Annotated in this window: 20 protein-coding genes; 11 read left to right on the top strand and 9 right to left on the bottom strand. The window is 42.7% G+C overall.

All coding sequences use genetic code 11. The features are described from left to right. Positions 1-17 precede the first annotated feature (17 nt). The 3 genes from SNE25_RS30835 to SNE25_RS30825 all read left to right on the top strand — a co-directional run bounded on the left by SNE25_RS30835 (position 18) and on the right by SNE25_RS30825 (position 3250). Positions 18-659 carry a hypothetical protein gene (locus SNE25_RS30835; RefSeq protein WP_321562851.1) on the top strand — a complete coding sequence of 214 codons (642 nt, stop codon included), beginning with the start codon at positions 18-20 and terminating at the stop codon, positions 657-659. A gap of 72 nt (positions 660-731) precedes the next feature. After that, positions 732-1709: a family 43 glycosylhydrolase gene (locus tag SNE25_RS30830; protein WP_321562850.1), complete on the top strand. Its 978-nt coding sequence runs from the start codon at positions 732-734 to the stop codon at positions 1707-1709. A gap of 242 nt (positions 1710-1951) precedes the next feature. Beyond that, the gene (locus SNE25_RS30825) at positions 1952-3250 is read left to right on the top strand and encodes a glycoside hydrolase family 71/99-like protein (RefSeq protein WP_321562849.1); all 1299 of its coding nucleotides are present in this window, start codon (positions 1952-1954) and stop codon (positions 3248-3250) included. 270 nt (positions 3251-3520) lie between these two features. On the opposite strand, the gene SNE25_RS30820 is transcribed toward SNE25_RS30825, so the two are convergent. The 4 genes from SNE25_RS30820 to SNE25_RS30805 form a co-directional block, all read right to left on the bottom strand. Continuing rightward, complete coding sequence (locus SNE25_RS30820) at positions 3521-5785, bottom strand: glycoside hydrolase family 3 N-terminal domain-containing protein (protein WP_321562848.1); 2265 nt, start codon at positions 5783-5785, stop codon at positions 3521-3523. A 172-nt stretch (positions 5786-5957) separates the two neighbouring features. Further along, positions 5958-7229, bottom strand: coding sequence for a glycoside hydrolase family 71/99-like protein (locus tag SNE25_RS30815; RefSeq protein WP_321562847.1), 1272 nt, complete (start codon positions 7227-7229; stop codon positions 5958-5960). A gap of 104 nt (positions 7230-7333) precedes the next feature. Then, entirely contained in the window at positions 7334-9898 is a 2565-nt protein-coding gene (locus tag SNE25_RS30810) for a Kelch repeat-containing protein (RefSeq protein WP_321562846.1), read from the bottom strand. Between the two features lie 364 nt (positions 9899-10262). Further along, the gene (locus tag SNE25_RS30805) at positions 10263-12431 is read right to left on the bottom strand and encodes a DUF5703 domain-containing protein (RefSeq protein WP_321562845.1); all 2169 of its coding nucleotides are present in this window, start codon (positions 12429-12431) and stop codon (positions 10263-10265) included. Positions 12432-12794: 363 nt separating this feature from the next. Here SNE25_RS30805 and SNE25_RS30800 point away from each other — a divergent pair, with 363 nt between their 5' ends. Genes SNE25_RS30800 through SNE25_RS30790 form a run of 3 tightly spaced genes read left to right on the top strand, consistent with a single transcriptional unit; the run spans position 12795 to position 15035 of the window. Beyond that, positions 12795-13385, top strand: a complete 591-nt coding sequence (locus SNE25_RS30800) for an FMN-dependent NADH-azoreductase (RefSeq protein WP_321562844.1) — start codon at positions 12795-12797, stop codon at positions 13383-13385. Between the two features lie 27 nt (positions 13386-13412). Beyond that, a complete protein-coding gene (locus SNE25_RS30795; RefSeq protein WP_321562843.1) occupies positions 13413-13760 on the top strand; it encodes a YciI family protein in 348 nt (115 codons plus the stop codon). A 3-nt stretch (positions 13761-13763) separates the two neighbouring features. Beyond that, on the top strand, positions 13764-15035 hold the full coding sequence (locus tag SNE25_RS30790) for an RNA polymerase sigma factor (protein ID WP_321562842.1): 1272 nt from the start codon (positions 13764-13766) through the stop codon (positions 15033-15035). 5 nt (positions 15036-15040) lie between these two features. On the opposite strand, the gene ppsA is transcribed toward SNE25_RS30790, so the two are convergent. Continuing rightward, the gene (gene ppsA, locus SNE25_RS30785; protein ID WP_321562841.1) at positions 15041-17689 is read right to left on the bottom strand and encodes a phosphoenolpyruvate synthase; all 2649 of its coding nucleotides are present in this window, start codon (positions 17687-17689) and stop codon (positions 15041-15043) included. A gap of 165 nt (positions 17690-17854) precedes the next feature. Then, the gene (locus tag SNE25_RS30780) at positions 17855-18598 is read right to left on the bottom strand and encodes an isocitrate lyase/PEP mutase family protein (protein ID WP_321562840.1); all 744 of its coding nucleotides are present in this window, start codon (positions 18596-18598) and stop codon (positions 17855-17857) included. Between the two features lie 179 nt (positions 18599-18777). Between SNE25_RS30780 and SNE25_RS30775 the strand changes: the two genes are divergently transcribed. Together SNE25_RS30775 and SNE25_RS30770 are read left to right on the top strand one after the other, a co-directional pair. After that, on the top strand, positions 18778-19776 hold the full coding sequence (locus tag SNE25_RS30775; RefSeq protein ID WP_321562839.1) for a GlxA family transcriptional regulator: 999 nt from the start codon (positions 18778-18780) through the stop codon (positions 19774-19776). A 37-nt stretch (positions 19777-19813) separates the two neighbouring features. Beyond that, on the top strand, positions 19814-19993 hold the full coding sequence (locus SNE25_RS30770) for a hypothetical protein (RefSeq protein WP_321562838.1): 180 nt from the start codon (positions 19814-19816) through the stop codon (positions 19991-19993). 54 nt (positions 19994-20047) lie between these two features. On the opposite strand, the gene SNE25_RS30765 is transcribed toward SNE25_RS30770, so the two are convergent. After that, complete coding sequence (locus SNE25_RS30765) at positions 20048-20299, bottom strand: hypothetical protein (RefSeq protein ID WP_321562837.1); 252 nt, start codon at positions 20297-20299, stop codon at positions 20048-20050. 304 nt (positions 20300-20603) lie between these two features. Continuing rightward, the gene (locus SNE25_RS30760; protein ID WP_321562836.1) at positions 20604-20810 is read right to left on the bottom strand and encodes a hypothetical protein; all 207 of its coding nucleotides are present in this window, start codon (positions 20808-20810) and stop codon (positions 20604-20606) included. Positions 20811-20860: 50 nt separating this feature from the next. Between SNE25_RS30760 and SNE25_RS30755 the strand changes: the two genes are divergently transcribed. The 3 genes from SNE25_RS30755 (at position 20861) to SNE25_RS30745 (ending at position 23117) form a co-directional block, all read left to right on the top strand. Beyond that, positions 20861-21583: a hypothetical protein gene (locus SNE25_RS30755; RefSeq protein WP_321562835.1), complete on the top strand. Its 723-nt coding sequence runs from the start codon at positions 20861-20863 to the stop codon at positions 21581-21583. Positions 21584-21774: 191 nt separating this feature from the next. Beyond that, complete coding sequence (locus SNE25_RS30750; protein ID WP_321562834.1) at positions 21775-22365, top strand: Crp/Fnr family transcriptional regulator; 591 nt, start codon at positions 21775-21777, stop codon at positions 22363-22365. A gap of 56 nt (positions 22366-22421) precedes the next feature. Next, on the top strand, positions 22422-23117 hold the full coding sequence (locus tag SNE25_RS30745) for an alpha/beta hydrolase (protein ID WP_321562833.1): 696 nt from the start codon (positions 22422-22424) through the stop codon (positions 23115-23117). A gap of 172 nt (positions 23118-23289) precedes the next feature. Here the strand turns inward: SNE25_RS30745 and SNE25_RS30740 are convergent, their stop codons facing one another. Then, a complete protein-coding gene (locus tag SNE25_RS30740) occupies positions 23290-24081 on the bottom strand; it encodes a helix-turn-helix domain-containing protein (protein ID WP_321562832.1) in 792 nt (263 codons plus the stop codon). Positions 24082-24168 lie beyond the last annotated feature (87 nt).

Below are 24168 nucleotides of genomic sequence, written 5' to 3'. Positions count from 1 at the left end.
ACCTAAATAACAGGAAAATGAAATTCATTAAAACAACGATGGTATGTTCCATCTTCATCATAGGCCTCGCACTAACCGCCTGTAAAAAAGAAAAGTACACCTCACGCGATACCTCGGGACTGAAACCGCCCCCGGTTGACACTACAAAAGTACCGGTTGAAAATGACCTGGTGGTTTTTGACAAAGTAGATGTGAAAGACGGATGGCAGACTGTAGGCGATTTCAGTATTACAACCACCGGCCAAAAAGAAGGAGCAGGCTATATTAAAAATACCATAACCAATGGGTCAGACTTTATGCAGTTTATTAAAGATTTGCCTGCCCCGCTGGATACCAAACTTACCGAGGCTAACGGCAGGTTCAGGTTCTGGCTATATATATCTGATGTATCGCTGCTCAAAAATGATGGTTCTATCGAAATTACCAGTTCCGGAAAATCTGATGCCAACGAATCGGCATGGGATGTGGGGCCGCTCATTCCAAACCTAAAAAACGGCTGGAATGAAATAACGCTTGATTTCGACAAGTCGATCAAAACAGGCGATGGCGGTGCGGATTATTCGGCCATCAACCACTTCCGTATCTTCTTTTTCACAACCGGTAAAGATCATCCCGACCTTATTACCGGGATTGATTACCTGAGATTCCTGTCAAAATAATTATTCCTGATTTTTAACTACAATACCGGGTGAGAGCGTTAGTTCTCCCCGGTATTCAGAAACAAACGTGTAATGACCATTAAAAAAACATTTAAAGTATTTGCAGGTAAAGTTGCACTGGCTGGTTTATTGGTACTGGCTGTAAGCTGCTCTAAAGCCCAGCAAAAGCCTGCTGAAGATCATATAGGTAGTAACCCCTTTATTACCTCTATGTATACCGCCGATCCTTCTGCCCATGTTTGGGCCGATGGCCGTTTATACGTGTATGCCTCACATGATATTTCCCCGGCCCGCGGCTGTGACCTGATGGACCAGTACCATGTTTTTTCAACCGACGATATGGTACACTGGAAGGATCATGGCGAAATACTGCGCGCCAGCCAGGTACCATGGGGCAGACCTGAAGGTGGGTTTATGTGGGCCCCTGATTGTGCTTACAAAAACGGCACTTACTATTTTTATTTCCCTCACCCCAGCGACAGCAAATGGAACAGCAGCTGGAAAATTGGTGTAGCTACCAGCAAAAGCCCGGCAAGTGGCTTTAAGGTGCAGGGCTATATTAAAGGACTGAAACCCATGATTGACCCCTGCGTATTTGTTGACGACGACGGACAGGTCTACTTTTATTATGGCGGTGGCGGCGCTTGCGAGGGCGGTAAACTGAAAGATAACATGATGGAAATTGACGGCGAAATGAAACCAATGGAAGGCCTGGAAGATTTTCACGAAGCCAGCTGGGTACACAAAAGGAACGGCATTTACTATCTCTCCTATTCTGACAATCATGATGTGGCCGGTAAACATAATCAGATGCGCTATGCCACCAGCAAAAGTCCGCTGGGCCCCTGGGAATCTAAGGGTGTGTACATGGATCCTACCGATAGCTTTACCAATCATGGTTCCATTGTACAATACAAAGGCCAGTGGTATTCATTTTACCATACCAGCGCCATATCGCATCAGGACTGGGAAAGATCAATTTGTGTTGACAAGCTTTACTATAATGCCGATGGTACTATTCAAAAGGTTGTTCAAACTAACAAGCCATGAAAATAATAATTGTATATTTTATACGAACGGCTATGGCTGCCCACTGACAGTTTTTTGTCAGTAGGTTTAATATTAAATACTTGACTATCAAGTGTTCATGAATGTTTATGAGCGTTCACGATGTGAGCGTGAACACCATAAGGTTTTTCTCTTGCACTTTGTTGGTGCTGTCACCAACAACATTATATGTGTGCAGAATTAAAAAAATGAACCCTCAAGCTAACCCATTAACCCCTTAAATAATGAGAAAGTATAAATTCAGTACCCTATCTCTGATAGTCTTGTTTTCAATAATAAGCAGCTGTTCGATGAGCAGCTGCTCAAAAAAAAGCAGCAATAATCCACCACCGCCCGATCCGGTGATTAATAAGCCCCAAACGCCTGTTGATGTTACTCCTTCGCCCATTGGCGATGTGGTGGGTAAAATTACCGTTGGTTACCAGGGCTGGTTTGCCGCCGAAGGCGATGGCTCGCCTATTGATGCCTGGTGGCATTACACGCAGGACTGGTCAAAAATACCATCGCCAACTAACCTGGGTATTAAATCATGGCCCGATGTGCGGGATTACACCACAACCTATCAAACCGGTTTCAATAACCTTAACAATGGTAGTCCTGCCAAACTGTTCTCATCATTTACAGATCAAACGGTGAATGTGCAGTTTCAGTGGATGCAGCAGAACGGTATTGATTGCGCTGCCCTGCAGCGTTTTAATCCAACCGGGGGCGAAGGCCCTGTGCGTGATGCCATAACCGCCAAAGTAAAAACCGCTGCCGAAGCTACCGGACGCAAATTTTATGTCATGTATGATGTAAGCGGGTGGACTGGTATGCAATCGGAAATTAAATCCGACTGGGCCAACAAAATGTCGGCTTATACCGCGTCTGCTGCGTATGCCAAACAGAACGACAAACCTGTGGTATGTATCTGGGGTTTTGGGTTTAACGATGATAACCACAACTTTTCGGCAACAGTTTGTTTAGATGTGATCAACTGGTTTAAAAGCAAGGGCTGCTATGTTATTGGCGGTGTGCCTACACACTGGCGTAAGGAAGAAAGCGATTCGCGCCCCGGCTTCCTGGCTACCTATAACGCTTTTGATATGCTGTCGCCCTGGATGGTTGGCCGCATCGGCAATGTAATTGAATCAGACAATTTTTATAATACCATTAACCAGCCCGACGAAGCTTATTGCGCGGCTCACGGCATCGATTACCAGCCCTGCATTTTACCGGGCGACCTGCAGGAGCACCAGCGTGCCCATGGCGATTTTATGTGGCGCCAGTTTTACAACATGAAGAGGACAGGAGCCCAGGGTATTTACATATCGATGTTTGACGAATATAACGAAGGCAACCAGATTGCAAAAACAGCCGAAAGTCAGGCTTTTATTCCTGCCGGTTCAAACTTTGTAACCCTTGATGAAGATGGTACGGCCTGCTCTGCCGATTATTATTTGAGGCTAACCAATGATGGTGGAAAAATGTTCAAAGGGCAAATTGCCTTAACAACTACCCGCCCTACCGTACCCAAACCATAAACACCAGCCCTGCATCAACCTTACACACACCAAAGCCTGAACTTCATGAAGTTCAGGCTTTATTTTTTGCCTCCCATTGGTAACGTGAGTGGTATGAAACTGTTGTTATCTGTTCCGTAATCGGCCCCAAAAAAAGTGCGCCCGGCTCTCACCCCAGGCACACCCCGTTACCCTTATGCCAGGTAACATCAACTAAATCCCGGATATCCCAGAATGTCTTTCTCCATCCTCACATCTGCATATTTGCACATCTAAAATCTGCACATCTGCTTATTTCACCCAAAAACTTCCTTTTTGCCTGATATCTTCCGATGAGCTGCCCACCATAACTTTAAATTCGCCAGGCTCAACAACCTGTTTCATCTGTCGGTTCCAGAGCTTCAATTCTTCAGCACTTAACTTAAATTGCACTTGTCCGCTCTTGCCTGGCTGCAAAGTAATGCGATTAAAGCCTTTTAATGCTTTTACGGGGGTGGTAACGCTGGCAATAACATCACGTATATACAATTGCGCTACCTCTGTCCCGCCTACTTTTCCGGTGTTTTTAACACTCACCGTTACGTTAACAGTACCGTTAACCGGTATGCTTGCCGGACTAATATTCAGACCCGAATAAGTGAAGCTGGTATAGCTTAACCCATGTCCGAACGGGAACAGTGGTGTGTTTTTTTCATCAACATAAATATGCCCTGAGGTTGGTTTGTGGTTGTAATAGTAAGGAATTTGCCCGGTGGAGCGCGGGAAGGTCATTGGTAATTTTCCAGATGGGTTAACCTTACCTAACAGTACATCGGCAATGGCCAGGCCACCGGTTTCACCCAAAAACCATGATTCTACAATGGCAGGGACGTTTTTAGCCACTCCATTTATGCTTAGCGGCCGGCCATTAAAAAGTACAACTGCAATGGGCTTACCTGTTTTTTGTATGGCTTCTATCAGACGGGTTTGCCGGGCGTTAAGGTCAAGATTTGCCCGGTCTTTACCTTCGCCTACTTCGCCGATATCTTCGCCTAAAACAACCACCGCTATATCCGATTTATTCACCAGATCAACAGCCTTTTCAATATTTACCGTTTGAGTTGCGGCCGATGAATCTTTAGGATCATAGCCTGCTTCAAAACTAATTTTCATATCAGCGCCGGCTTTTTGTTTCAGCGCATCAAGTATGGCTACACCTTTACTGGCTTCGTTGGCATAACCACCCAGATAGGTACTCTCAGCCAATGGACCAACCACCGCAACTGATTTTACATTTGGCCCAAGTGGTAATATATTACCATCATTTTTGAGCAGGCTTATACCTTCCTGCGCAGCTTTTAAGGCCACCGCGCGGCTGGCTTCGGTATGATAAACCTTTTTAATAAGCACTTCGTCAATATAAGGATGATCAAACAAGCCCAGCATAAATTTAACACGCAATACGTCGCCAGCGGCGCGGTCAAGCTCAGCCATGCTAAGTTGTTTGGTGGCCATCGCTTTTTTTATTCCACCAAGAAACTCGTCATGCGGAAAATCATAAAACTGCATATCAAGCCCGGCGGTAAGTGTTTGGGCCAACGCATCGGCAGTGCCGCCGGCAATTTGGTGGTTATTTAACGACATGCGTATAGCTCCCAGGTCTGACAGTACAAAACCGTTAAATCCCCATTCTTTGCGCAACACATCTTTCAGCAGCCATTTATTATCTACACAGGGTATTCCATCAAGCTCGCTATAAGCCGCCATCATGCCCATGGCGTGTGCTTCTTTAATGGCTTTTTCAAACACGTATAAAAAAGAGGATCTTGCTTCACGTTCGCCCATGTTTACCGGGGCCGTATTGCTGCCCGCTTCCGGAATACCATGTACCGCAAAATGTTTTGGTTCGGCCAACACGGCATCATGATCGCTCAATTTACGGCCTTGCAGGCCCTTAACCATAGCCACGCCATTGGCAGCTGCCAGATAAGGGTCTTCACCATAAGTTTCCTCTACCCGGCCCCAGCGGGGATCGCGCGGCAGGCAAAGCACCGGGCCAAGCACCATGGCCACGCCATGTGCACGCATTTCGGTAGCTATAATACGTCCGGCTTGGTGCACCAGGGTAGTATCCCATGCACCGGCCAGGGCCATAGGCACCGGGAAGCTGGTGCTGCCCAATCCTGAATAACCATGCAAGCCCTCTTCAATAAATAACACGGGGATACCCAATCGGGTATGCTCTACAGCATAACGCTGTATCTGGTTGGTAATATCAGTAGTTAAGGGATAAAGGTCATGCACCGAGCCAATGCCTTCAGTACCTATGCTTATTTTTGCACTATCCGAATATGATTCTGCCTCGTGGCCTTTCATATTAGCAACTTCGTGGCCGGAGTACATATCCAGCTGCCTAATTTTTTCGTTTACCGTCATCCGGCTTAGCAGGTCGGCAACCCGTTTTTCAACAGGCAGCGCGGCGTTTTGATAAGGATATTTAACCGGTTTCCGGGGAGCTTCAAAAGAGCAAAAAGCGGTTAATAAAATAGCCAGCGCACCGGCATACTTTCTCTTCATAAAATTTATAGTATTTTTTAGGTTTAAATATTTCACATCAGCGATTTGATGTTAAAGACGAAACTATGCCCGGTAAATAATAACATATTAATAAAACATTAACAGCTATGTATTATTGATGAATACTTTTAAATTTCGTTTAAAAAACGATTTATCAGTCTGCTTGTCTTTGCTATTTACCCGTCTTAACAGGTAACGGAATATCCTGCCGGAGCGGTATTTGTTTCCGGAGCATTTTGCCAGCGTAACCAGTTAAGTACAGGTAATAATCATTGGGGATATCATCCTCATACTTTACAAAATTGCTCAGGCCTACCGGCGGATTTTTAGAGGCTTTCAATATAGCTGTACCTTCGTCAACCTCATCAAACATGGCTACGTACAGCATTTCAGCACCACTGCTGATGGCTCCGTAGATCTGTTTCCAGTAAAAATGCCCCCTGTTGCGAGGAATCTGATTTTGCGGACTGCGAGGGTTCATATTATGCCAGCTAAAGCCCGGGAAAACAACCGGCACATAATCAAGTTTGTTGGCTTTGCACCAGGCAATATCATCTGCAATGCGGTTTTGAAACTTAGGATACGATTCCTCATTATATCGCCCCACAAACCAGGGATGAATAATATCGGCCATGCGTAGCACGTCATGCAGGTGCGGATCTTTTTCGGTATCGTTCCCAAAATCGCGCCAGTAGGTGGGTACGCCCAGCAACAGGGCGCAACCGCCGTAAACAGGGTCGTTCTTTAAAAAATCTATAATTCTTTCAGCTTCGGCAAGGCCGTATCTGCGGTTATCGTTAAACCCTATACCCCAAACAGCCACCAGCGGCTTGCCGTTATGGTACAGGTAGGTTTGTTTGTTACCCCGGTTGGTTAGTTTTAAACTGTCTACCAAATGCTTCCAGTCCTTAATCACTATAGAATCGCCGCCTTCGCGCATACCTGACAAATCATACATGAGCGCTACGGCCCGGTGGTGTTTTTTTGATGATGTTAACACATTACCCAAAACAACATCATTGTGCGCACGGCCGCGCCCTCTTTGCACATCGGCTATAAAACGCTGCACAAATACACCGTCAATACCGTATTGCTGCATCCATTTAAAGTGCGTTTCGGTTGATGAGGCATCGTGCGAACTGTATACGTAAGCATAACTACCATCGGCATGTTTAAATGCCGTTTGGTAGGTTTTTTCATATTCGCTTACGTCGGGCCATACATCAATATTGGTGCTTCCTGGCTCAAATTTACCGTCGGAGTTGTAGTGGTTCCAGCCGCGGCCCCCGCCATCATCTGGCGCGTTGAACCAGCCCTGATAACCAGCCATTACCAAACCTTTATAACTGGTAAATGCCGATGTTTTACTATGTTTAAGCGACTGGCTGTAACCCGATGCGGCTATAAACAGCAATAACAGGCTAAATAATTGTTTTTTGGACATTAGGTTTATTATAAATGGTTATAAACCCAAATTTGTGCGGGGGGCCTTAATTAATTCTTAAAAAATCATTAATGTAAATACAAATACCTTGCGTAACTGGTTTATTACTCCAATATAGAATGAAAATCACGTTCGAAACCTTCGCCGTAAATTACCTTATATTCTTTGCTAAAGCTTTCAAAAGTGTTTTTAGCCAGCGAGTGCTTACCCAGGTATGATAGCGCCTTGCATTTCATGATCATGGCATCCTCGTTTACCGGGTCGAAGTAGAAAATGTCATTGGCCAGCTTTATCAGGAACTCTGCATCGTCGGCAATGGTAATAGTGCTCGAAAATTGGATATATGAATCAATGATCTCATTAGATACTTCTGATTTAAAGGCGTCCAGCCATTCGTATTCTATGTTCGATAAAAAATTACCCCTTTGTGTAATATGCGTAAGCTGGATGATTTTTTGCTTGTTGAGCTTGCTTTTGTTTGATACAATGTTGAGGTAGGTATGGTAATCAACCATGATCTCGTTATAATCTATTTCGATTTTCCAGTAGCCGGTATCTTTTGATAAATGGCAATGACCCATCTTATCAAGCAGCGATTTGAGTTTGGCAATATTTACCGAGCGGTTATTACGGGCGCTCTTTTCTGATTTGTCAAACCACAATATCTCATTCAGTTTTTCGGAGCTTACGCCACGGCCTAGCTTTATGGAGTAAAGTACAATAATCAGGAAGAGTTCCTTTAACAATGGTGTAAAATATTTGGTGATCTCCTGCCCTTCAGCTGTAAAAAGCTGCAGATCGCCAAATAAAAATATAGCGTTTTTGTTGCTGTTGAGCTTGTTGTCATGGTCGGCCTCAATGGACTGTTCTTTTTGTTCGGGGGTATGGTTGACAATCTCCGGGACCACCGGCACTAGAAGAGACCGGCTGGCTTCATTTTTTTTCTTTTTCCGGCTGATGGTTATACCTGCCGCTGCACTCAAACCCACTACCAGGAGGCCGCTTATCCACCAGATATAATTAACACCACCGTAACTTAGCACCGGGGTTTCCAATGGCTCCGGCGGACTTAACAGCGAGTATATTTTAACCCGGGTTTGCTCGTTCTGCTTAAAAAGTGTTACCGTTAAAAACTTACTGCTTCGCGGGCAGTAATAAATATCCGCATAGGCGTTCACATCATGAAACAGGTAGGGAATGGTATCGCCAACTAATTTATAGGTAGGTTTATCAAGTGAGCCCTGTATGAGCTGTAAATTGGAATTAAACTTATGCTGCGGAAAAATAAGTCCGTAATAAGTCCGCGATTTTGAATTAATGATAAGCGAATTGGCAAATACAAAGTCCTCGTTTTTAACTTCAATATTAAAAAGTTTCTTAAACGTTTTAGTTTTAACATCAAAACGCATCATGTCATACAAATTACGCGGATTCACAATTTGCTGACCCGACGCGCTGCCGTAGCCGCCAATAATGTAGGCGGTATCCCCCATAGCATTAGTACCCAGACCTGCCATATAACGGGGGGTAAACGTATCGCCTTTAGGTTTAATGTTTTGCCATGCAGCGGTATTTAACTTATACTGTTTTACACTGTCTTTATACACCAATTGACCGTAACCTCCAATGGTATAAATGGAAGTATCTGTTTGGCAAAAAAACTTATTTAAATGCCCGTTATTTGTTTCTGCGCGTAGGTTTTTGAAGCTCTTATCCCATTTTTGATCGTTGATGCTATAAGTGGCAATGGCTTTTTGATCTATAAAAAGGTAATATAGTTTATTGTTGCTGAACAACGCCTGATCGCCGGGAATTAATAACTGTTTTCCTGAACTATAGGCGTTGTTTTTTAGCGGGGCAGTACTGTTTACCGAATAGGTTATCAGTGAATCGGTGGTGATGATGTAAACCGTTTCAGTAGCCGGATCAAAGGCCAGGCTGGCGTTTCCGGCAACGGTGAGCTCTTGTTCTACCTGCCAATTGCGGTGGCGCGATTTTATCCACAAAGGATTAGTAACCAAGCCATTATTCTGATTAACCGTTTCAGGAACCACGTCGCCCTGCCATTCACTAAGAGGCCACCATGAAAGGAGCTTATTATTCTGGGCCACCTTTACATCGCGTAGTTTAAAAGGTGGTAAATCGGTAGTTTGATACTGCCGGTAAGCGTTTGCCCCAAAAAGCAATTTATAATTGGTGCTTTGTTTTAAATGTACACCTGCTTCGCTGAAGGCCTCCTTGCCGGCAAACACGGTAAGCTTATCATTCTTAAAATCAATCAGTATCCGGAGCCGGTTCCAATTATTAAACAATATCTTTTCATCGATATTAAACGAAATTTTAGAAAGCTTTTCGCCAATAATAATCTTGAGGTGTTTGGTATTGGCCTGGTTGTCATATACGAGGTCGATATTCTGCTTGTCATCGCCCACCAGTCGTAGTATATACCCAAAATATATTTGACGGTTGGGGATAAAAGCCAGATCAAAGGAAACATCTAGATTATCTTTTGGGGCAACATTATTCAGACCGAGATCTAATGTGGTGCGTTTATCCTGTACTACTTCATGACTATAAAAACCGAGCCCGTATGATTGTGCACGAACAGGTTGTACCAATAGTATATTTAAAAAAATAACCGCAATTAATCCCGATAAAAAAAATCTCATGTTGATCAGTACACATTAAGTATTACAACTTAAGTACCCGTGCTGTATTTATAATTTAGCCAAAAAAATATTACCATATTTAGTTGACGGCATTGGCTAAATTACAACAAAACAGTTTACAATCAAAGACGATATAAGGAATAACCGGGTCTGAAACTAAGCCGCGGGAATTAGCATTAAACAGCTTTAAAAAGACAACTATGATACTTTTTTGTCCTTGCTCCGTTTGTAGCGGAACAAGGGCGTTGAACAAGGAGGGATAATTAATACCCCTCGGATTTTTAAAATAAATTCAACAATAGGGGTTGGGTTAGGCAAACTATGAAGATGATGCTTAAACAAGGTTAGAATGTTTTTCATGGCGTTATCTTTTGCTCATATCCACCACATCAGTCATGCGACTCGCGGGAATAACTTTCAGGTTTTGTAGTTTACCATTTACTACTTTGCCCTGCACCGTGGTGTTGTAAGGGGCATTCAGTTTAAAATCGGCATCCCAGCCGGCGGGCCAGGCAGGCAGCAGGATTATCTTTTTACCATCGGCCTGCATCAGCATTTGTTGTAAGCCGTTTTCGCCATTGCCGCCATTATCTTCGTCGGGATGATAATCATTACCACTGGCCCAAAAAGCCGGGAACTTCAGATCGGGCGATTTGCGGGTAAAGGCAAAGCTTACATAATCTTTCGCTACAACGGCCTGGCCCAACATGGCGGCCTGTATGGGGTCTTGCACCCAGCAGCCTTTGGCGCGTTGCTTGCGGGTATTAAAGGTATTCAGCGCCAGGTCCAGATCGGGCTTGCCTATGCCATACAGCCTGAACGGGTAAATGGCATACAACTCCGGGTTCTCACTATTAAATGATTTAGCGGTTTGCGCACCAGTGTAGGGCAGCAACACATTTTTACCGTTCACTTCGGCTACTGGTAGCGGAGGTAGTTCCCTGTATAGTTTTTGCCATTGCTGCCGGGTTTTATCATCAACCAAAGTATTGGGTAGCGTTATCATACGACTGATCACCGAGTGCAAAGCAGCAACATCGGGCGCCGGATTATGCACCTTCCAAAACATCTCGATAGAATTATCGGGGTCGAGCAATAACCTACCTGTACTGTCGCGACCAAAATGCTTGTCGAAAAACTGTATCCCGGCGGATGCTATCGGTAGGAGGGTTTGTTTGGCAAACTGGGTATCGCCGGTGTACTCATAATAGTCGAGCATCATCATGCTTAGCTCGAGTATCGGCGTAAAATAATGATTGGTGTAATTTGCCTTTACGTCAGGCCCCATAAATTGCAACCCGCCCCAAAAGGGCGCGGTTTCGGCAAAGTAAGCGCCGTCATGGTTGTAAAACTGTTTTACCTGAGCAGCATTGGCAGGTAGTATTTTGGCATACATATTAAACAGCGGCAGCATCATGTCAAAATCGCCGGCCATGAGCCTGGGCCAGTACATTGCGCGCGTGTTTTGAAACCAGTATTGACCACCCCAAGCCCTGAAATCGGCATTTTGAGGGTTGGGTTTATCATCATGTTTCCAGTTGGGGTTATCTACCACAAATATGGACCCGTTAAACTTAATAGGTCCGGTTCCACGGCCCGCACAGGCGGTAACAAAACGCTGCAATACATAGCCCTGCGTAACCTGTGTGGCTAAGTTATCGCCTTTTAAAAATATGTGGCTGCGGTTCCAGAATTGCTGCCACCATTTTTGATGCGCCAGCCGGGTTTGCTCCACATTTAGTTTCTCAACTGCTGCCACTTGTTTATCCAGTTGAGCAAGCCACTCCTTACCGCTACCTGCAACCGCAGTTAAGGGATAAATGGAAATAAGCTGCGTTTTTACACTGCCCGATTGCAGTGTCGATGCATCTTCGCTCACCAGGCCTTTACCTTTAACAACGGCTCCAAAAGTAAGGTTTGCCAGATGCGGATCTGTTGTTGCCGAATTATGGTGATACCAGGCAATGCGGTTTTTCTCGTTGTTCAGCACCGTGTCTGTTTGGCCGACCCGCCAGTTATCGAGCTTTACGTTCACCGAAACAGGGGCGTCGCTCTGTGCTTCCACCCTTATTACCGGGTTATTGGCATCAACCCAAATCCGCAGCTTAACTGCCGATTTGCCTTCGCCCTCCTGTATCTGTATTTCGCTATCGCGTAATTTTAATACCTGTTTAAAAGTTGTACTTTTGGCCAGCGGATTAGGGCTTACCGAAACATGAACGGCACCCAATTTCATGAGTACTCCGCCCTGCTGCATCCAGGGGTCTTTCTGAACATCCAGCTCGCCACCCCAGGCATCGGTTTTGCTGATGTAGAAAACCAGGTCGCCGTTTTTTTCTACCCATACATTCAGGCCTATATCGCCATTACCCAATGGCATTGATTGTGCCGAAGTTGGCCCGGGCACATCCCAGGAAACGTTGTAATTGTTTAGCAGGGTATCTGTAACCGGCGCGACTGGTTTAGCTTCTGTTTTGGTTATGCTTAATGCTAAAAAAGCGAGGCAGGCGTACTTTAAAAGATTGTTCTTCATTTATGAAATATATTGCAGATTGTTATAATAGTTATACAATATGGTTATTAAAAAGCAGTTTTTTTTAAAATATTTATCGAATTATTAGGCTACTGCCCGTTGTGCTGGCGTGGTTATTGGTTAATTGATTAATACAAATAAATTGCGCCGGCTTAATAAAACATTAAAAAAGCATTAACCTGCAATGGTCAGTATTGACAGCTATATTGATGTTACAAAAGAAGATGTGATTGCCGTAATCTAAACAGGAGACTCCGCCAGGGTAAAAGGCAATTTATAATTTTCTGCCCGCCCTATTTAATTAAATACAAAAAGATGTCCCCGTTGATCGGTCCATGTCGTTATGAGGCTAAAAACTTTTCAATGAAAAATATATTGCACATTATTTCAAGTCCTATGGGAGATCGTTCTCATAGCATTAAGCTGGGAAGGGCCATTATTAAACAACTTGTACTAAAGCACCAGAAGAGTAAAGTTATTGAGCGGAACCTCCTGGCCGATAATCCGCCTTACCTGGATAGTTTGCATATTTCAGCATTTTTTAAAAACGAAAAATTGAGTTATTCAGATGCTATAATCGCAGAAATTAAGGAGGCTGATTTTATAGTTTTAGGAGCACCAATGTATAATTTTGGTGTGCACGCTGCATTAAAAGCATTTATTGACCAGATTGTCAGATTTGGACATACGATTAGTTATCAGGAGGATGGAACCAAAATTGGACTATTAAAGGGCAAAATAGTTTACCTTGCAATAACTGCAGGCGGGAACTATAAAAACAGCGGGTTCGACCCTGTTAATGATTACATCGTTAATTACCTTAATACCATTTTAAATTATATAGGAATTGATACAATTATACCTTTTATTATTGAGGGGACGGCGCGGCCCGATTTTGTGGTTGATTATGAACCGATTTGTAGTGATATTGAAAACGCTGTTCAAGTAAATTAAACCCTATATTATCATAAAAAGAATGTCATGAAAGAATTTGCCTTGATTTTCAGAATGAGTAAAGAACCAGATGCGAGCCCCACACCGGAACAAATCCAGGAAAGAACCAACTGGTTGGCAAGTATTGCTGCACAAAATAAACTGGCCGATAAAGGAAACTCTTTATCGGCAGCGAACGCAAAAATAGTGAATGGACCCAATGCCGTGACTGATGGACCATATACTGAAATTAAAGAGTTTATTAGTGGGTATGTTATTATAAAAACAGAAACGATTGATGAAGTCGTAGAACTGGCAAAAACCAACCCGATATTTAAAATTGGCGGCCGCATCGAAATTCGTGAAATCGTTAAACTATACAATCACAATAATTGACCGATGAGCAGCGATCCCGCAGCAGGAAACGAGCTTCTACCTAACTTGTTCAGGTTAGAGTATACCAGAATGACAGCCGTCTTGTACCGTCGTTTTGGTTTGAAATATATTGAAATTGCGGAGGACATTGTAAGTGAAACATTTAAAAAAGCTTCAGAGAATTGGACAATTAACGGAATACCGGAAAATCCTGCAGCATGGCTTTACAAAGTGGCTAAAAATAAAGCCAAGGATTGCCTGAAACATCATGCAGTTGTTGAAACACATTTTAAAGAGACAATTGCTACGGAAAAAATGGAGATGATAAACGATTTTGAGTTTACCCATCAAAATATTTCAGACAGCCAGTTATCCATGATATTTGCCGTGTGTAACCCCGCTATTTCGTCAGAATCACAAATTTGTTTGGCCCTTCAAATTCTTTGCGGCTTCAGTGTAGAAGAAATAGCAAATGCCTTTCTGTCTAAAATCGAAACGATAAAAAAGCGCTTGCAAAGGGCTCGGGCAGATCTTCGTAAAGATAATTTTCAAATAGGTATATTAAATAAAAATGAGATAGCGCTAAGGATTGATACCGTATTAAAAACACTATACTTATTATTTAATGAAGGATATTTTTCCAAAACAAATAGCAGGCAAATACGAAAAGATCTTTGTTTGGAAGCGCTCAGACTGACCCTGTTATTAACGGAAAACCCATTAACCAATACACCCAAGGCAAATGCATTACTTGCTTTGATGTGCTACCAGAGTTCCAGGCTTGATGCCCGGACAAATGATAAAGGCGAAACCATTGTTTATGAGCGGCAAAATAAAAAGTTATGGGATGTATCATTAATTGAACGGGGCAATTATTACCTGATTGAGGCCTGCAATAGAGATGACGTTTCAAAATACCATCTGGAAGCTGCAATCGCTTATTGGCATACCGTTCCTGCCGGCAAAAACAAATGGCAGCAAATTTTACAATTATATAATCAGCTTATCCTTGTTGAGTATTCACCAATAGCGGCATTGAACAGGACATTTGCCTTTGCTAAGGTTTATGGTCATGAACAGGCAATTGCCGAGGCTCAAAAATTAAACTTGGCGGAAAATAATTACTATCACGAATTATTGGGTTACCTGTTTGCAAGTTACAGCCCTGGTAAAGCCATCACCCATTATGAAAAGGCCATCCAGCTAACAAAATCTGAAGCGGAAAAGCAAACACTTCAAAAAGAGATCCGGCGATTGCGATCAAAGGGTACGACTGGTACCGGCAACAAAAAATAACTCCATTATAGTATTTCTATATATCCGTCTGTTCCGTTCACCCGGATTCGCTGTCCGTCTTTGATCAGTTTGGTTGCATTCTCCACTCCCACAACTGCCGGTAAGCCATATTCACGTGCAATAACTGCTCCATGTGTCATTAGTCCGCCAACTTCGGTGACCAGGCCTTTTATAGACACAAACAATGGTGTCCAGCTCGGGTCGGTAAAGGAGGTGACTAATATATCCCCTTCTTCCAGATTGGCATCTTCCATGTTTACAATAACACGGCCCCGTCCCTCTATTACTCCGGAAGAAACAGGCAGCCCAATAATAGCCCCGGCGGGGAGGTTTTCTCGTTTGTACCTGCCTGTAATAATCTCACCATCGGATGTGATCACACGTGGGGGAGTTAATTTTTCATATAATTTATACTCCTCTTTTCGCTTGCTGATGATCTGGTAGTCCAGTTTATGAGTACTTACAACCTCGCGAAGGTCTTCAAAAGTGAGATAGTATATATCTTCTTTTTCATGAATGATATTGGCTTTTACGAGATGTTCGGCCTCTTTAAGTAAAGCTTGCTTATAAACAAAATAGCGACTAATTATTCCGTATTTTGGATATTCACGATAACCGGCAAAATTCCTGATCAGGTCGATCATTCGTTTCGTGTCCCGGGCTTTTTGTTCGCCATCCGGTAATTGCTTCAATCTATCCAATAACTCCTGTTCCTTATTTAGAGCTTCCTGCCGGCCCCGCTCAAATTTTTGCTTTCCGGCATTAGGCTCAAAGTTTCTGATGTTACTGAGAATCAAAGGGACAAGTATAGCTGGTTTTTCGCTCCAACGGGTTTTCGTAATGTCAATTTCCCCTGCACATCGCATTCCGTATTTGTTGAGATAAGTATCAATAGCGCCCCGGATTTCCTGCCCACCGTCAAATTGAATTAGTCTGTCCAAAAAGTTATCATATTTTGCCTGTTGCAAATATTTAATTACGGCTGGATAAGGGCGGATCACGTCAGCAACATCCAATAGTTCCAGGCCCATTTCCGAAGTAATATTATTTGGCACAGATTGGGCAAGCATATCTGCCGCATTTTTCTCACCTAACCATTCGTTCATTTTTTCATTGATCCATGACGAAGCATTCATCCCGGTCATAACCACACCAAAGCTTTCTGAGTCAGCTGAAGTTTTCTTTAATTGCTGGATGTCCTCCAGGATAAAATCAAAAAGATCAGATCCTGATTTCAGCTGGATGTTTTGTTTTAACGATTCTATCCATGTTTGACTGCTCCTGATCAAATCAGAAACGATTGTTGGGTTGTAGTCCTTTAGTGCCTGAAAATCCCTATGCGGCACACTTTTAGTGTTTTTAGCCGGACCCGATTCTTGTTTTTCATCCTCTAACAATTTTATAAAATCTCCCCGTTCGATGATGGTTGTAAGTGCGTCTTTTATGATGGGATCTGATTTTCCAAGAACGTTTATTAACGTGTTTCTGCCGGCGGGTGAAGCCAGCATTTGTGTAACATCAACAAACAACCTTCCACCAGCCGTACGCATGTGGGCAGCGGTCGTTAACAGGAAAAAAGATAACCCCAATGGTTTCATGGCATCAGTCATCATTTGCTGATGGCCGACAGATACATACACGTGATTCTCCTCGTCATTTGCCTCAGGAACAGGGTATAAAGTAGTGATCGGCCGGCTCTGGACAATATAAAATAGATTTTCTGCTAAACACCATTCGATGTCCTGAGGGCGGCCGAAATGTTCTTCGATCTTTCTACCGATGTGCTCCAACTGTAAAATCTGCTCATCCGTCAGCGTTTGTTTATTTTGCTGCCCGGACTCAATCTCCTGTTCTTTAGTACCGCCATCTTTTAAGGCATAAATAGCCAGTTTCTTGGCGGATATCTTCTTATCTATGATGTTGCCGTTACATACTTTATAAAGATCGGCATTCACCAGACCGGAAACCATTGCCTCACCAAGTCCGAAACTGGCATCAATGGATAACACTTTTCTGTTAGAAGTAACTGGATCGGCGGTGAATAAAATTCCCGCCGCCTGCGGGAAAACCATTTGCTGAACAACCACAGATAACTGGACTTTACGGTGATCAAAGCTATTTTGAATACGGTAAATTACTGCTCTATCGGTAAATAGCGACGCCCAGCATTTGCTGATATGCTTTAGGATTGCATTCTTGCCAATGATGTTCAAATACGTATCCTGCTGACCAGCAAATGATGCCGTCGGCAGGTCTTCCGCTGTAGCGCTTGACCTTACAGCAAAGGCATCATTTTTATGAAATTTTGCGAGATAACCTGTAATCTCTGCGGTTATATCCTCAGCAATAGACATGTTTTCGATGGACATACGGATTTTTGCGCTGATTTCGCTGATATTTTGCCTGTCTTCCGTCTTAAGGTGTGTAAGTTTATCCAGCAAAGTGTTAAGTTCCTGGTTATTTTCGGTTATTTTTTTATATGCTTCGGTGCTAACGCAAAAGCCCCCAGGTACCTGTATCCCCGCGATTTTGGACAGCTCGCCCAGGTTAGCACCCTTGCCCCCAACATCCATAAACTTTGATCTGTCAATCTCCTGAAAGCCGATTGCATATGTGTTAATATTTTCTGCCCTGAGCTTGTTTTCTGGTATCATATTGATGGTTTTTTGAGATGCACAAAACCAAAAATATGAGGTATAATGTAGAAAAAAACAGTTTTTTAACTATATTTTTTTCCGCGCAATAAGATGGAAACAAGGTCGTTATCTTTACAAATAACTTGTTTGGGGAACATTGTTATTATCATTTTCCAGAGGCCACTAAAATAAAGGTGCGAGTGACTGTTCTGTATTAATATCCCTTACAACATTTTCCAACTGATTATAGGTTTTTTTGTATAAAAAGACCGCCATACTAATCCTCTTTACTCCGCAGTTTGATAGTGTTTCGATAGATGAAAGCTTAGGTACACCAACTACATTTACCGGTAGTGAGACCGATGAAGTAATTTCTTTAATTAAGGCAGCATCCTGAACAGCCGTAACAAATAATCCGTCGGCACCTGCATCTTCATATAACTTCGCTCTTTTCAAAATCCTTTCGAACGGTGAATCCAGCTTCTGTAAAAAGCCATCTGTTCTTGCATTTATAAAAAGCGCCTGATTGTTTTTTGTTAAATAGTTTTTAATACTATTTAACTTTTTCAAATATATTTCTTCTCCCTGGGCATCTTCCAGATTGATACCCACTACGCCTATGTCAATCAGTTTTTGGATATTATCGTTCAATTTGGTCAAATCATTAGCGTATCCGGTTTCCAGATCAACAGATAAGGGAATACTTGTACAAGATTTTATTCTTTGAACTATATAAAACAACTCGCTAAAAGGGATTTTTTCGCCGTCCTCGTAACCTAATGAATTTGCAATAGCTCCGCTTGATGTCGCAACAGCATCATATCCGTTATTTTCTATTATTTGCGCACTTTTTACATTCCATGCATTTGCAATTATAAATGGTTTTTCCTGATGATGGAGTTGGAAGAATTTTTCGTAATTATTCATATTGGTCTGTTTAGTTTTATGATCATTATGCCGTTTCCATATATAACGACAACTTATTTTCTAATCTTTTCATACAGGTTAAATGTATTGTCTAAATAATGCCTTAATGGGGTGTAGTATGGACTTTATGATGGGTTGATTTGGACATGATGTTCTGCATATCTTTACAAAAAAAATGTATGAAACACCTGACCATCATTTTTCCTCAGGCGCATAGCAATTACAGCACAATAGCTTGTATAGCCGGTATATTTGAAATGTTTACCGCGGCAAATGCCTACTGCCGGGAAGCAGGAAAAAAGGATTTGTTTACTGTAGAACTTGCCGGCGTTTCAAAAAGTGAAACGCTTTATGGTGGTATGTTTATAGTGCAACCGCAGATCAACATTTCATCAATCTCCAAAACCGACCTTATTGTTATCCCTTCATCGGTTCCATTTTATCAAAATACAGGACAGGAAAATGAATTATTGATGGAGTGGATGAGGAAACAATATAAAAGTGGCGCCGATATAGCAAGTATGTGCTCCGGCGCGTTTATGCTGGCGTCTTCAGGTTTATTGGATGGTAGGAGTTGCTCTACCCATTGGGCGCACGCAGATGCCTTCAGACAGCAATTTCCAAAAGTTAACTTGCAAACAGACCAGTTGATCACGGACGAGAAGGGAATTTATACTAATGGTGGGGCGTATTCATTCCTGAACCTGATGATTTACCTGGTGGAGAAATATTATGACCGGCAAACGGCGATTTATTGCTCCAAGATTTTCCAGATAGAGGTGGATAGGAACAGCCAGTCGGCATTTTCAATTTTTACTGGGCAAAAATTACATGGGGACGTGATGGTTGAACAGGCCCAGATCTATATCGAAAATAAACTGCACGAAAAACTATCCGTTGAAGACCTGTCTGCTAATTTTGCGATTGGCCGGCGGAACTTTGACCGGAGGTTCATTAAGGCAACCGGAAACACACCTGTTGAATATGCGACCAGGGTAAAAATTGAATCGGCCAAAAAAGCTTTGGAAACCAGCCGCAAAACTATCAATGAAGTGATGTATGAGGTGGGTTATTCGGATGTGAAAGCATTTCGTGAGGTGTTTAAAAAAAATACAGGGATATCTCCTTTGGAATATAGAAACAAATACAACAAAGAGGCAGGCGGTAATACACGTTAGCCCGGCGGTATCCGGAATATTCAAAAGCTGGATCGATATGGATGAAAATGGTTATATAATCACCCAGCCCGGATCAAGCAGGACAAATATTGAAGGTGTTTTTGCCTGTGGCAATGCCCAGGACCATGTTTACCGCCAGGCAGTGATGGCAGGGGGTATAGGTTGTATGGCAGCTATTAACGCTGAAAAGTATTTAAGTTTAAAAGCGTATGGATGATGAATCACCTTTTTGAATGCACTAAAAAAGCAATACTTATTTATACTTCGTTTCCTACAAAGCAGTTAGTTCAACCTTTTGGTCGAAATCATCCCTGCTTATTTTTCCTTTTCGTAGCTGGCTAATATATTTTAGGGCACTTAGCCTGTCAAGTTCCTCCTGGTATAACTTACGTTCTTCGTCTGTTTGCGGGTTATTGTGCAACCTGAGCCGAATTGATGTCCGTGATATTTCCTCATCCAGTATGTCAGGCAGGCAACCCTGGAAGTGATTAAATGTATTTATAGGAAAAGGGATAAGGGCCATCAGTTTTATTGGATAAGTATAACACTTATATGATAAAATGATTTTAAGACTGTATTACCTTTTTGTTAGCTGCCTTTTTTATATGGGAAAACTATAATATTACTAAATTACTAAAAGGCAAATTGTTGCTATAACTTGAGCCTTAGGTTAAGAGCCATAATAAATTTTCTTTAAATACTTTGAAATACAAAGTGACTTATTTAACTTTGTATTTCAAAGTGCTTTTATTTATTACAAAACTCAATAGTATGAAGATTTCAAGAACTAAATTTGTTATCATCTTTCTGGTTTCGGCGTTTGCCTTTCAGGTTATCTCTAATTTACTGTTGCAACCTGTAAACGGCGAGTGGTTCCCTGGAACTGGCTCACCAATAGCCTGGAAGCGCACCATAGCCACAATCATATATCCTGTCAGAATTGTTTTGGTAGGACCTTTGGCACCAATATTCAACGATCCGGATCCGGCACCACCGATTCGGGCACTTGCCTGTGCTTTATACTGGACTGTCATAGCATTAGTTCTTCATTTTCTCCTAAGTAAAATTATCCCTCGTAAAAAACATGAATAGAATTGAAGAGTTATACCATGAGGCAAAGGCTGACGAATGGATTAAACGCTTTGCTGTTTTTTGCCGCATCGCTTTAGCAGCGAGCTTTATTCCAGCGGGTTTCGTTAAGATCATGGGAGAACGATTCGCCGCCGGCCTGCCGCCAAACAACCCTTTAGGACATTACTTCGATGCCTTACATCTGACGGGATATTACTATATCTTTATCGGAATTGTTCAAATCATAACAGCTATATTATTACTGATCCCGAGAACTTCCCTTATCGGTGCATTAATGTATTTTCCCATCATCGTTAATATTTGTGTGCTGACTTATGCTACCCGTTTTGACGGTACCCGGCTCGTTACGATGATGTTTTTGGCAAGCTTGTTTTTATTAATTTGGGATTATGACCGTTTAAAACACATTTTGCCGTTTAAGCTGTCCGAAACAAAGCCTCCGGTGTTGAAAAGGCCTTTGGGTAAGCGCCTTCGGATCATATTTTTTGGAGGCTCCTTCGCCGTCGTGGCCTTTATCATTGTCGGTACTTTCTATTTATATGAAATAATACCGGGCAACTCTGAAGCTGAATGCAGAAATCAATGCGCTTCCAGCAAAAACCCCGCGGCTTGCGAAATTTTCTGCGACTGCATTTATAAACAAGGCAGACCGCTGGATAGTTGTCTGGCAACCTTTGATAAGGCGAAAGACATCCGCAGATTTGATAGGAAGTAGCTGCACCCTGGTTTTATTTCAACGTTAATTTACAGGAAAACTTGATCCTAATCATTATTAGCGTCTTAATTTGTATCTTAATGGTCTGGAATCGGAGCTTGTTCTTTTTCAAAAGATCATAATAGAGCCGACCCTTTGCTTTTTATATAAATGTCTTAACCTGTTACCAATCAAGCTTTAAAATATTGATTATGGATAACCTGCATGTGGCAAGGGAATTTTTGGGCATGTGCTGTAATTTATCGGAAGAGGCTTTTGCCCTTTCAACAAGTATGTGGCAAGCAAAAAACCTAAGTAAAGGGGAAAGCTTTAGTAAAAGAGGCCGGATTTGCAGGACATCGGCCTTCATAATAGAAGGATACTTCCGCACCTATAAAATAGATGATAATGGCGAACAAAGGAATGCCTTTTTCCATTCGCCCGGACAGCCACTCGTCTCATTCATAAGCTTCGTTCAACAAATTCCATGTGATCATTATATTGAAGCTATCACAGATGCAAGAATCATCTCTATAACCTACGATGAACTTCAGCAGCTATACAATGCTTCTGCCGAATGGGGCAAAGTTGGTAGGCTGTTTGCCGAATATGTATATAAACTTGTAGAAGAAAGATTTTTAGGCTATTATGACCTGTCCCCGGAAGAACGCTACCTGAAGCTGATGAGTGAAGCACCTGAAATGTTCAATATCGTGCCACTAAAGGAAATATCATCTTTTCTCGGTATAGAATTCCAGTCCCTGTGCAGGATAAGAAAAAGGATCTCAAAACGTAAAAGTTAACTTTGGTTAACTTTTGTAGGAATCGCCGTTTTTATCTTTATGGAAACTAAAAACAAATGACTTCTACAAAGAAACCCACAATCGTTTTCTGCCATGGCATCTGGGCAGATGGCTCATGTTTCAGCAAAGTGATCCCTGCGCTGCAAGCCGATGGGCATGAAGTGATCGCAGTTCAATATGGTCTGGATTCGTTCGAAGAAGACGTAGCGACGGTAAAGCGGACGCTGAACCGTGTTGGCAGTCCCGTTATCCTCGTAGGGCATTCTTACGGCGGTGCCACCATTACAGCTTCCGGTATGGACGACCGTGTTGTTGGCCTTGTCTATATAGCCGCCGTAGCACCAGATATTGGCGAAACGGTACAGGAACAGCTTGATAAGTACCCCTCAGACATCTTCACACGCGTAGAGGTAGCCGATGGACGCGCCTGGATGCTCCCTAATGGTACCGAATTTTTCGCTGGTGATCTTTCCGCGGAAGAACAAAAATTGGTGTGGGCTACCCATTACGCTCCTGTTTACGACCTATTCCACCAACAAAAAATCACAGGTACACCTTGGGGTACTAAGCCAAGTTGGTATATTTTGTGCACCCAGGATCATACCGTCCATCCCGATTTGCAACGGTGGGTTTCTAAACGTATGGGGGCAACAATTACAGAAGTTGAAAGCAGCCATGTACCGATGCTTTCAAATCCCGAAATTGTTATCGACGTAATCCGCAAGGCCGCATCCGCTGTTCAAGGCCATTGATTCTTATTTTGGCATTATCGGATTTTCAAAATTAGATTCTATTATAAAAAACAAGGGCATATCCCAATAAGGAGTTGCCCTTGATCTTTACCTGTATATTGTACTTATCAGGATACCATCCTGAACTCACTTCCCCTGATAAATAAGACTTCCCTTACCTTTTTCATATTGATTATATTTTTTGCCATGTCGCCGGAAGTATGCCGGTGTATGCTTTGAAGTTGCGAATAAAATGACTTTGATCAGAAAATCCGCATGCATATGCCACTTCAAATAAATTGGTCCGCTTTAAACGAATCATACTGATGGCGTGGCGTACTTTTAGCATGCGGCAATACTGACCGAAGGTGAAAGAAAAGTACACGGGAAAATACCTGGATATCGTAACCGGATGGATGCCGCAAGCTATTGATAATTCTGCAAGCGTGATGTTTTCGTTCCACTTGTCGTTTAATAGTTCCTGTACGATTTTTACCCATGCCGGAATCCCTGACGCTTCCAGCTTAGCTTGGCCCTGAATCAATCCAAGCAGCAGCATCCGCAATGCGTCTTCGGAATGAACATCCGGTTTGTCTAATTCATTATAAGTTCTCACCATCATAATCCCAGCCCCGGGATGCACTTTTAGTGCGTGCCCTATAGCGCTTTCCTTTATGCCATAAGTTGTAAAAAAGTTTTCCGGCAATTCAAAATTAACATGATAGGAAGGAGTCTTGACTTTGGTCATTTGATGTGGTTCGCCGGCTTCATACCAGGTTATGCTTCCGGGCAGGCGCTCGTAGTGAGTACGTTTAACTTCCGCGCAACCACCCCTCAACACAAAACTGAAGTGAGCGTTATCGTGGTAATGACGCGCACCATTAAAATCTTCGGGCGAGAGTAAAGTACGACTGGCAATAAAATCCGGCGGCTGCACACTATCGATCACGCGGCTGATGTGATGGCCTTCTTTGAATATTTGCATGCCTCAATATACAAACAAATTACGGACTGAAATTTTAAGACCGGAATGAATGATCCGGTACATTCTGTAGGAGTCGGGTTAATTCTG

It is taken from the genome of Mucilaginibacter sabulilitoris (assembly GCF_034262375.1).
In the GTDB taxonomy this organism is placed as follows: Bacteria; Bacteroidota; Bacteroidia; order Sphingobacteriales; family Sphingobacteriaceae; genus Mucilaginibacter; species Mucilaginibacter sabulilitoris.
This window is presented reverse-complemented; position numbering and strand designations above follow the sequence as displayed.

Coding starts and splice junctions, on each gene's coding strand:
- ppsA (WP_321562841.1), bottom strand. CDS start 17,689: ATGATACCAGAAAACAAGCTCAGGGCAGAAAATATTAACACATATGCA.
- SNE25_RS30810 (WP_321562846.1), bottom strand. CDS start 9,898: ATGAGATTTTTTTTATCGGGATTAATTGCGGTTATTTTTTTAAATATA.
- SNE25_RS30775 (WP_321562839.1), top strand. CDS start 18,778: ATGAAACACCTGACCATCATTTTTCCTCAGGCGCATAGCAATTACAGC.
- SNE25_RS30755 (WP_321562835.1), top strand. CDS start 20,861: ATGAATAGAATTGAAGAGTTATACCATGAGGCAAAGGCTGACGAATGG.
- SNE25_RS30835 (WP_321562851.1), top strand. CDS start 18: ATGAAATTCATTAAAACAACGATGGTATGTTCCATCTTCATCATAGGC.
- SNE25_RS30795 (WP_321562843.1), top strand. CDS start 13,413: ATGAAAGAATTTGCCTTGATTTTCAGAATGAGTAAAGAACCAGATGCG.
- SNE25_RS30740 (WP_321562832.1), bottom strand. CDS start 24,081: ATGCAAATATTCAAAGAAGGCCATCACATCAGCCGCGTGATCGATAGT.
- SNE25_RS30830 (WP_321562850.1), top strand. CDS start 732: ATGACCATTAAAAAAACATTTAAAGTATTTGCAGGTAAAGTTGCACTG.
- SNE25_RS30800 (WP_321562844.1), top strand. CDS start 12,795: ATGAAAAATATATTGCACATTATTTCAAGTCCTATGGGAGATCGTTCT.
- SNE25_RS30750 (WP_321562834.1), top strand. CDS start 21,775: ATGGATAACCTGCATGTGGCAAGGGAATTTTTGGGCATGTGCTGTAAT.
- SNE25_RS30745 (WP_321562833.1), top strand. CDS start 22,422: ATGACTTCTACAAAGAAACCCACAATCGTTTTCTGCCATGGCATCTGG.
- SNE25_RS30805 (WP_321562845.1), bottom strand. CDS start 12,431: ATGAAGAACAATCTTTTAAAGTACGCCTGCCTCGCTTTTTTAGCATTA.
- SNE25_RS30815 (WP_321562847.1), bottom strand. CDS start 7,229: ATGTCCAAAAAACAATTATTTAGCCTGTTATTGCTGTTTATAGCCGCA.
- SNE25_RS30790 (WP_321562842.1), top strand. CDS start 13,764: ATGAGCAGCGATCCCGCAGCAGGAAACGAGCTTCTACCTAACTTGTTC.
- SNE25_RS30780 (WP_321562840.1), bottom strand. CDS start 18,598: ATGAATAATTACGAAAAATTCTTCCAACTCCATCATCAGGAAAAACCA.
- SNE25_RS30770 (WP_321562838.1), top strand. CDS start 19,814: ATGGATGAAAATGGTTATATAATCACCCAGCCCGGATCAAGCAGGACA.
- SNE25_RS30760 (WP_321562836.1), bottom strand. CDS start 20,810: ATGACAGTCCAGTATAAAGCACAGGCAAGTGCCCGAATCGGTGGTGCC.
- SNE25_RS30765 (WP_321562837.1), bottom strand. CDS start 20,299: ATGGCCCTTATCCCTTTTCCTATAAATACATTTAATCACTTCCAGGGT.
- SNE25_RS30825 (WP_321562849.1), top strand. CDS start 1,952: ATGAGAAAGTATAAATTCAGTACCCTATCTCTGATAGTCTTGTTTTCA.
- SNE25_RS30820 (WP_321562848.1), bottom strand. CDS start 5,785: ATGAAGAGAAAGTATGCCGGTGCGCTGGCTATTTTATTAACCGCTTTT.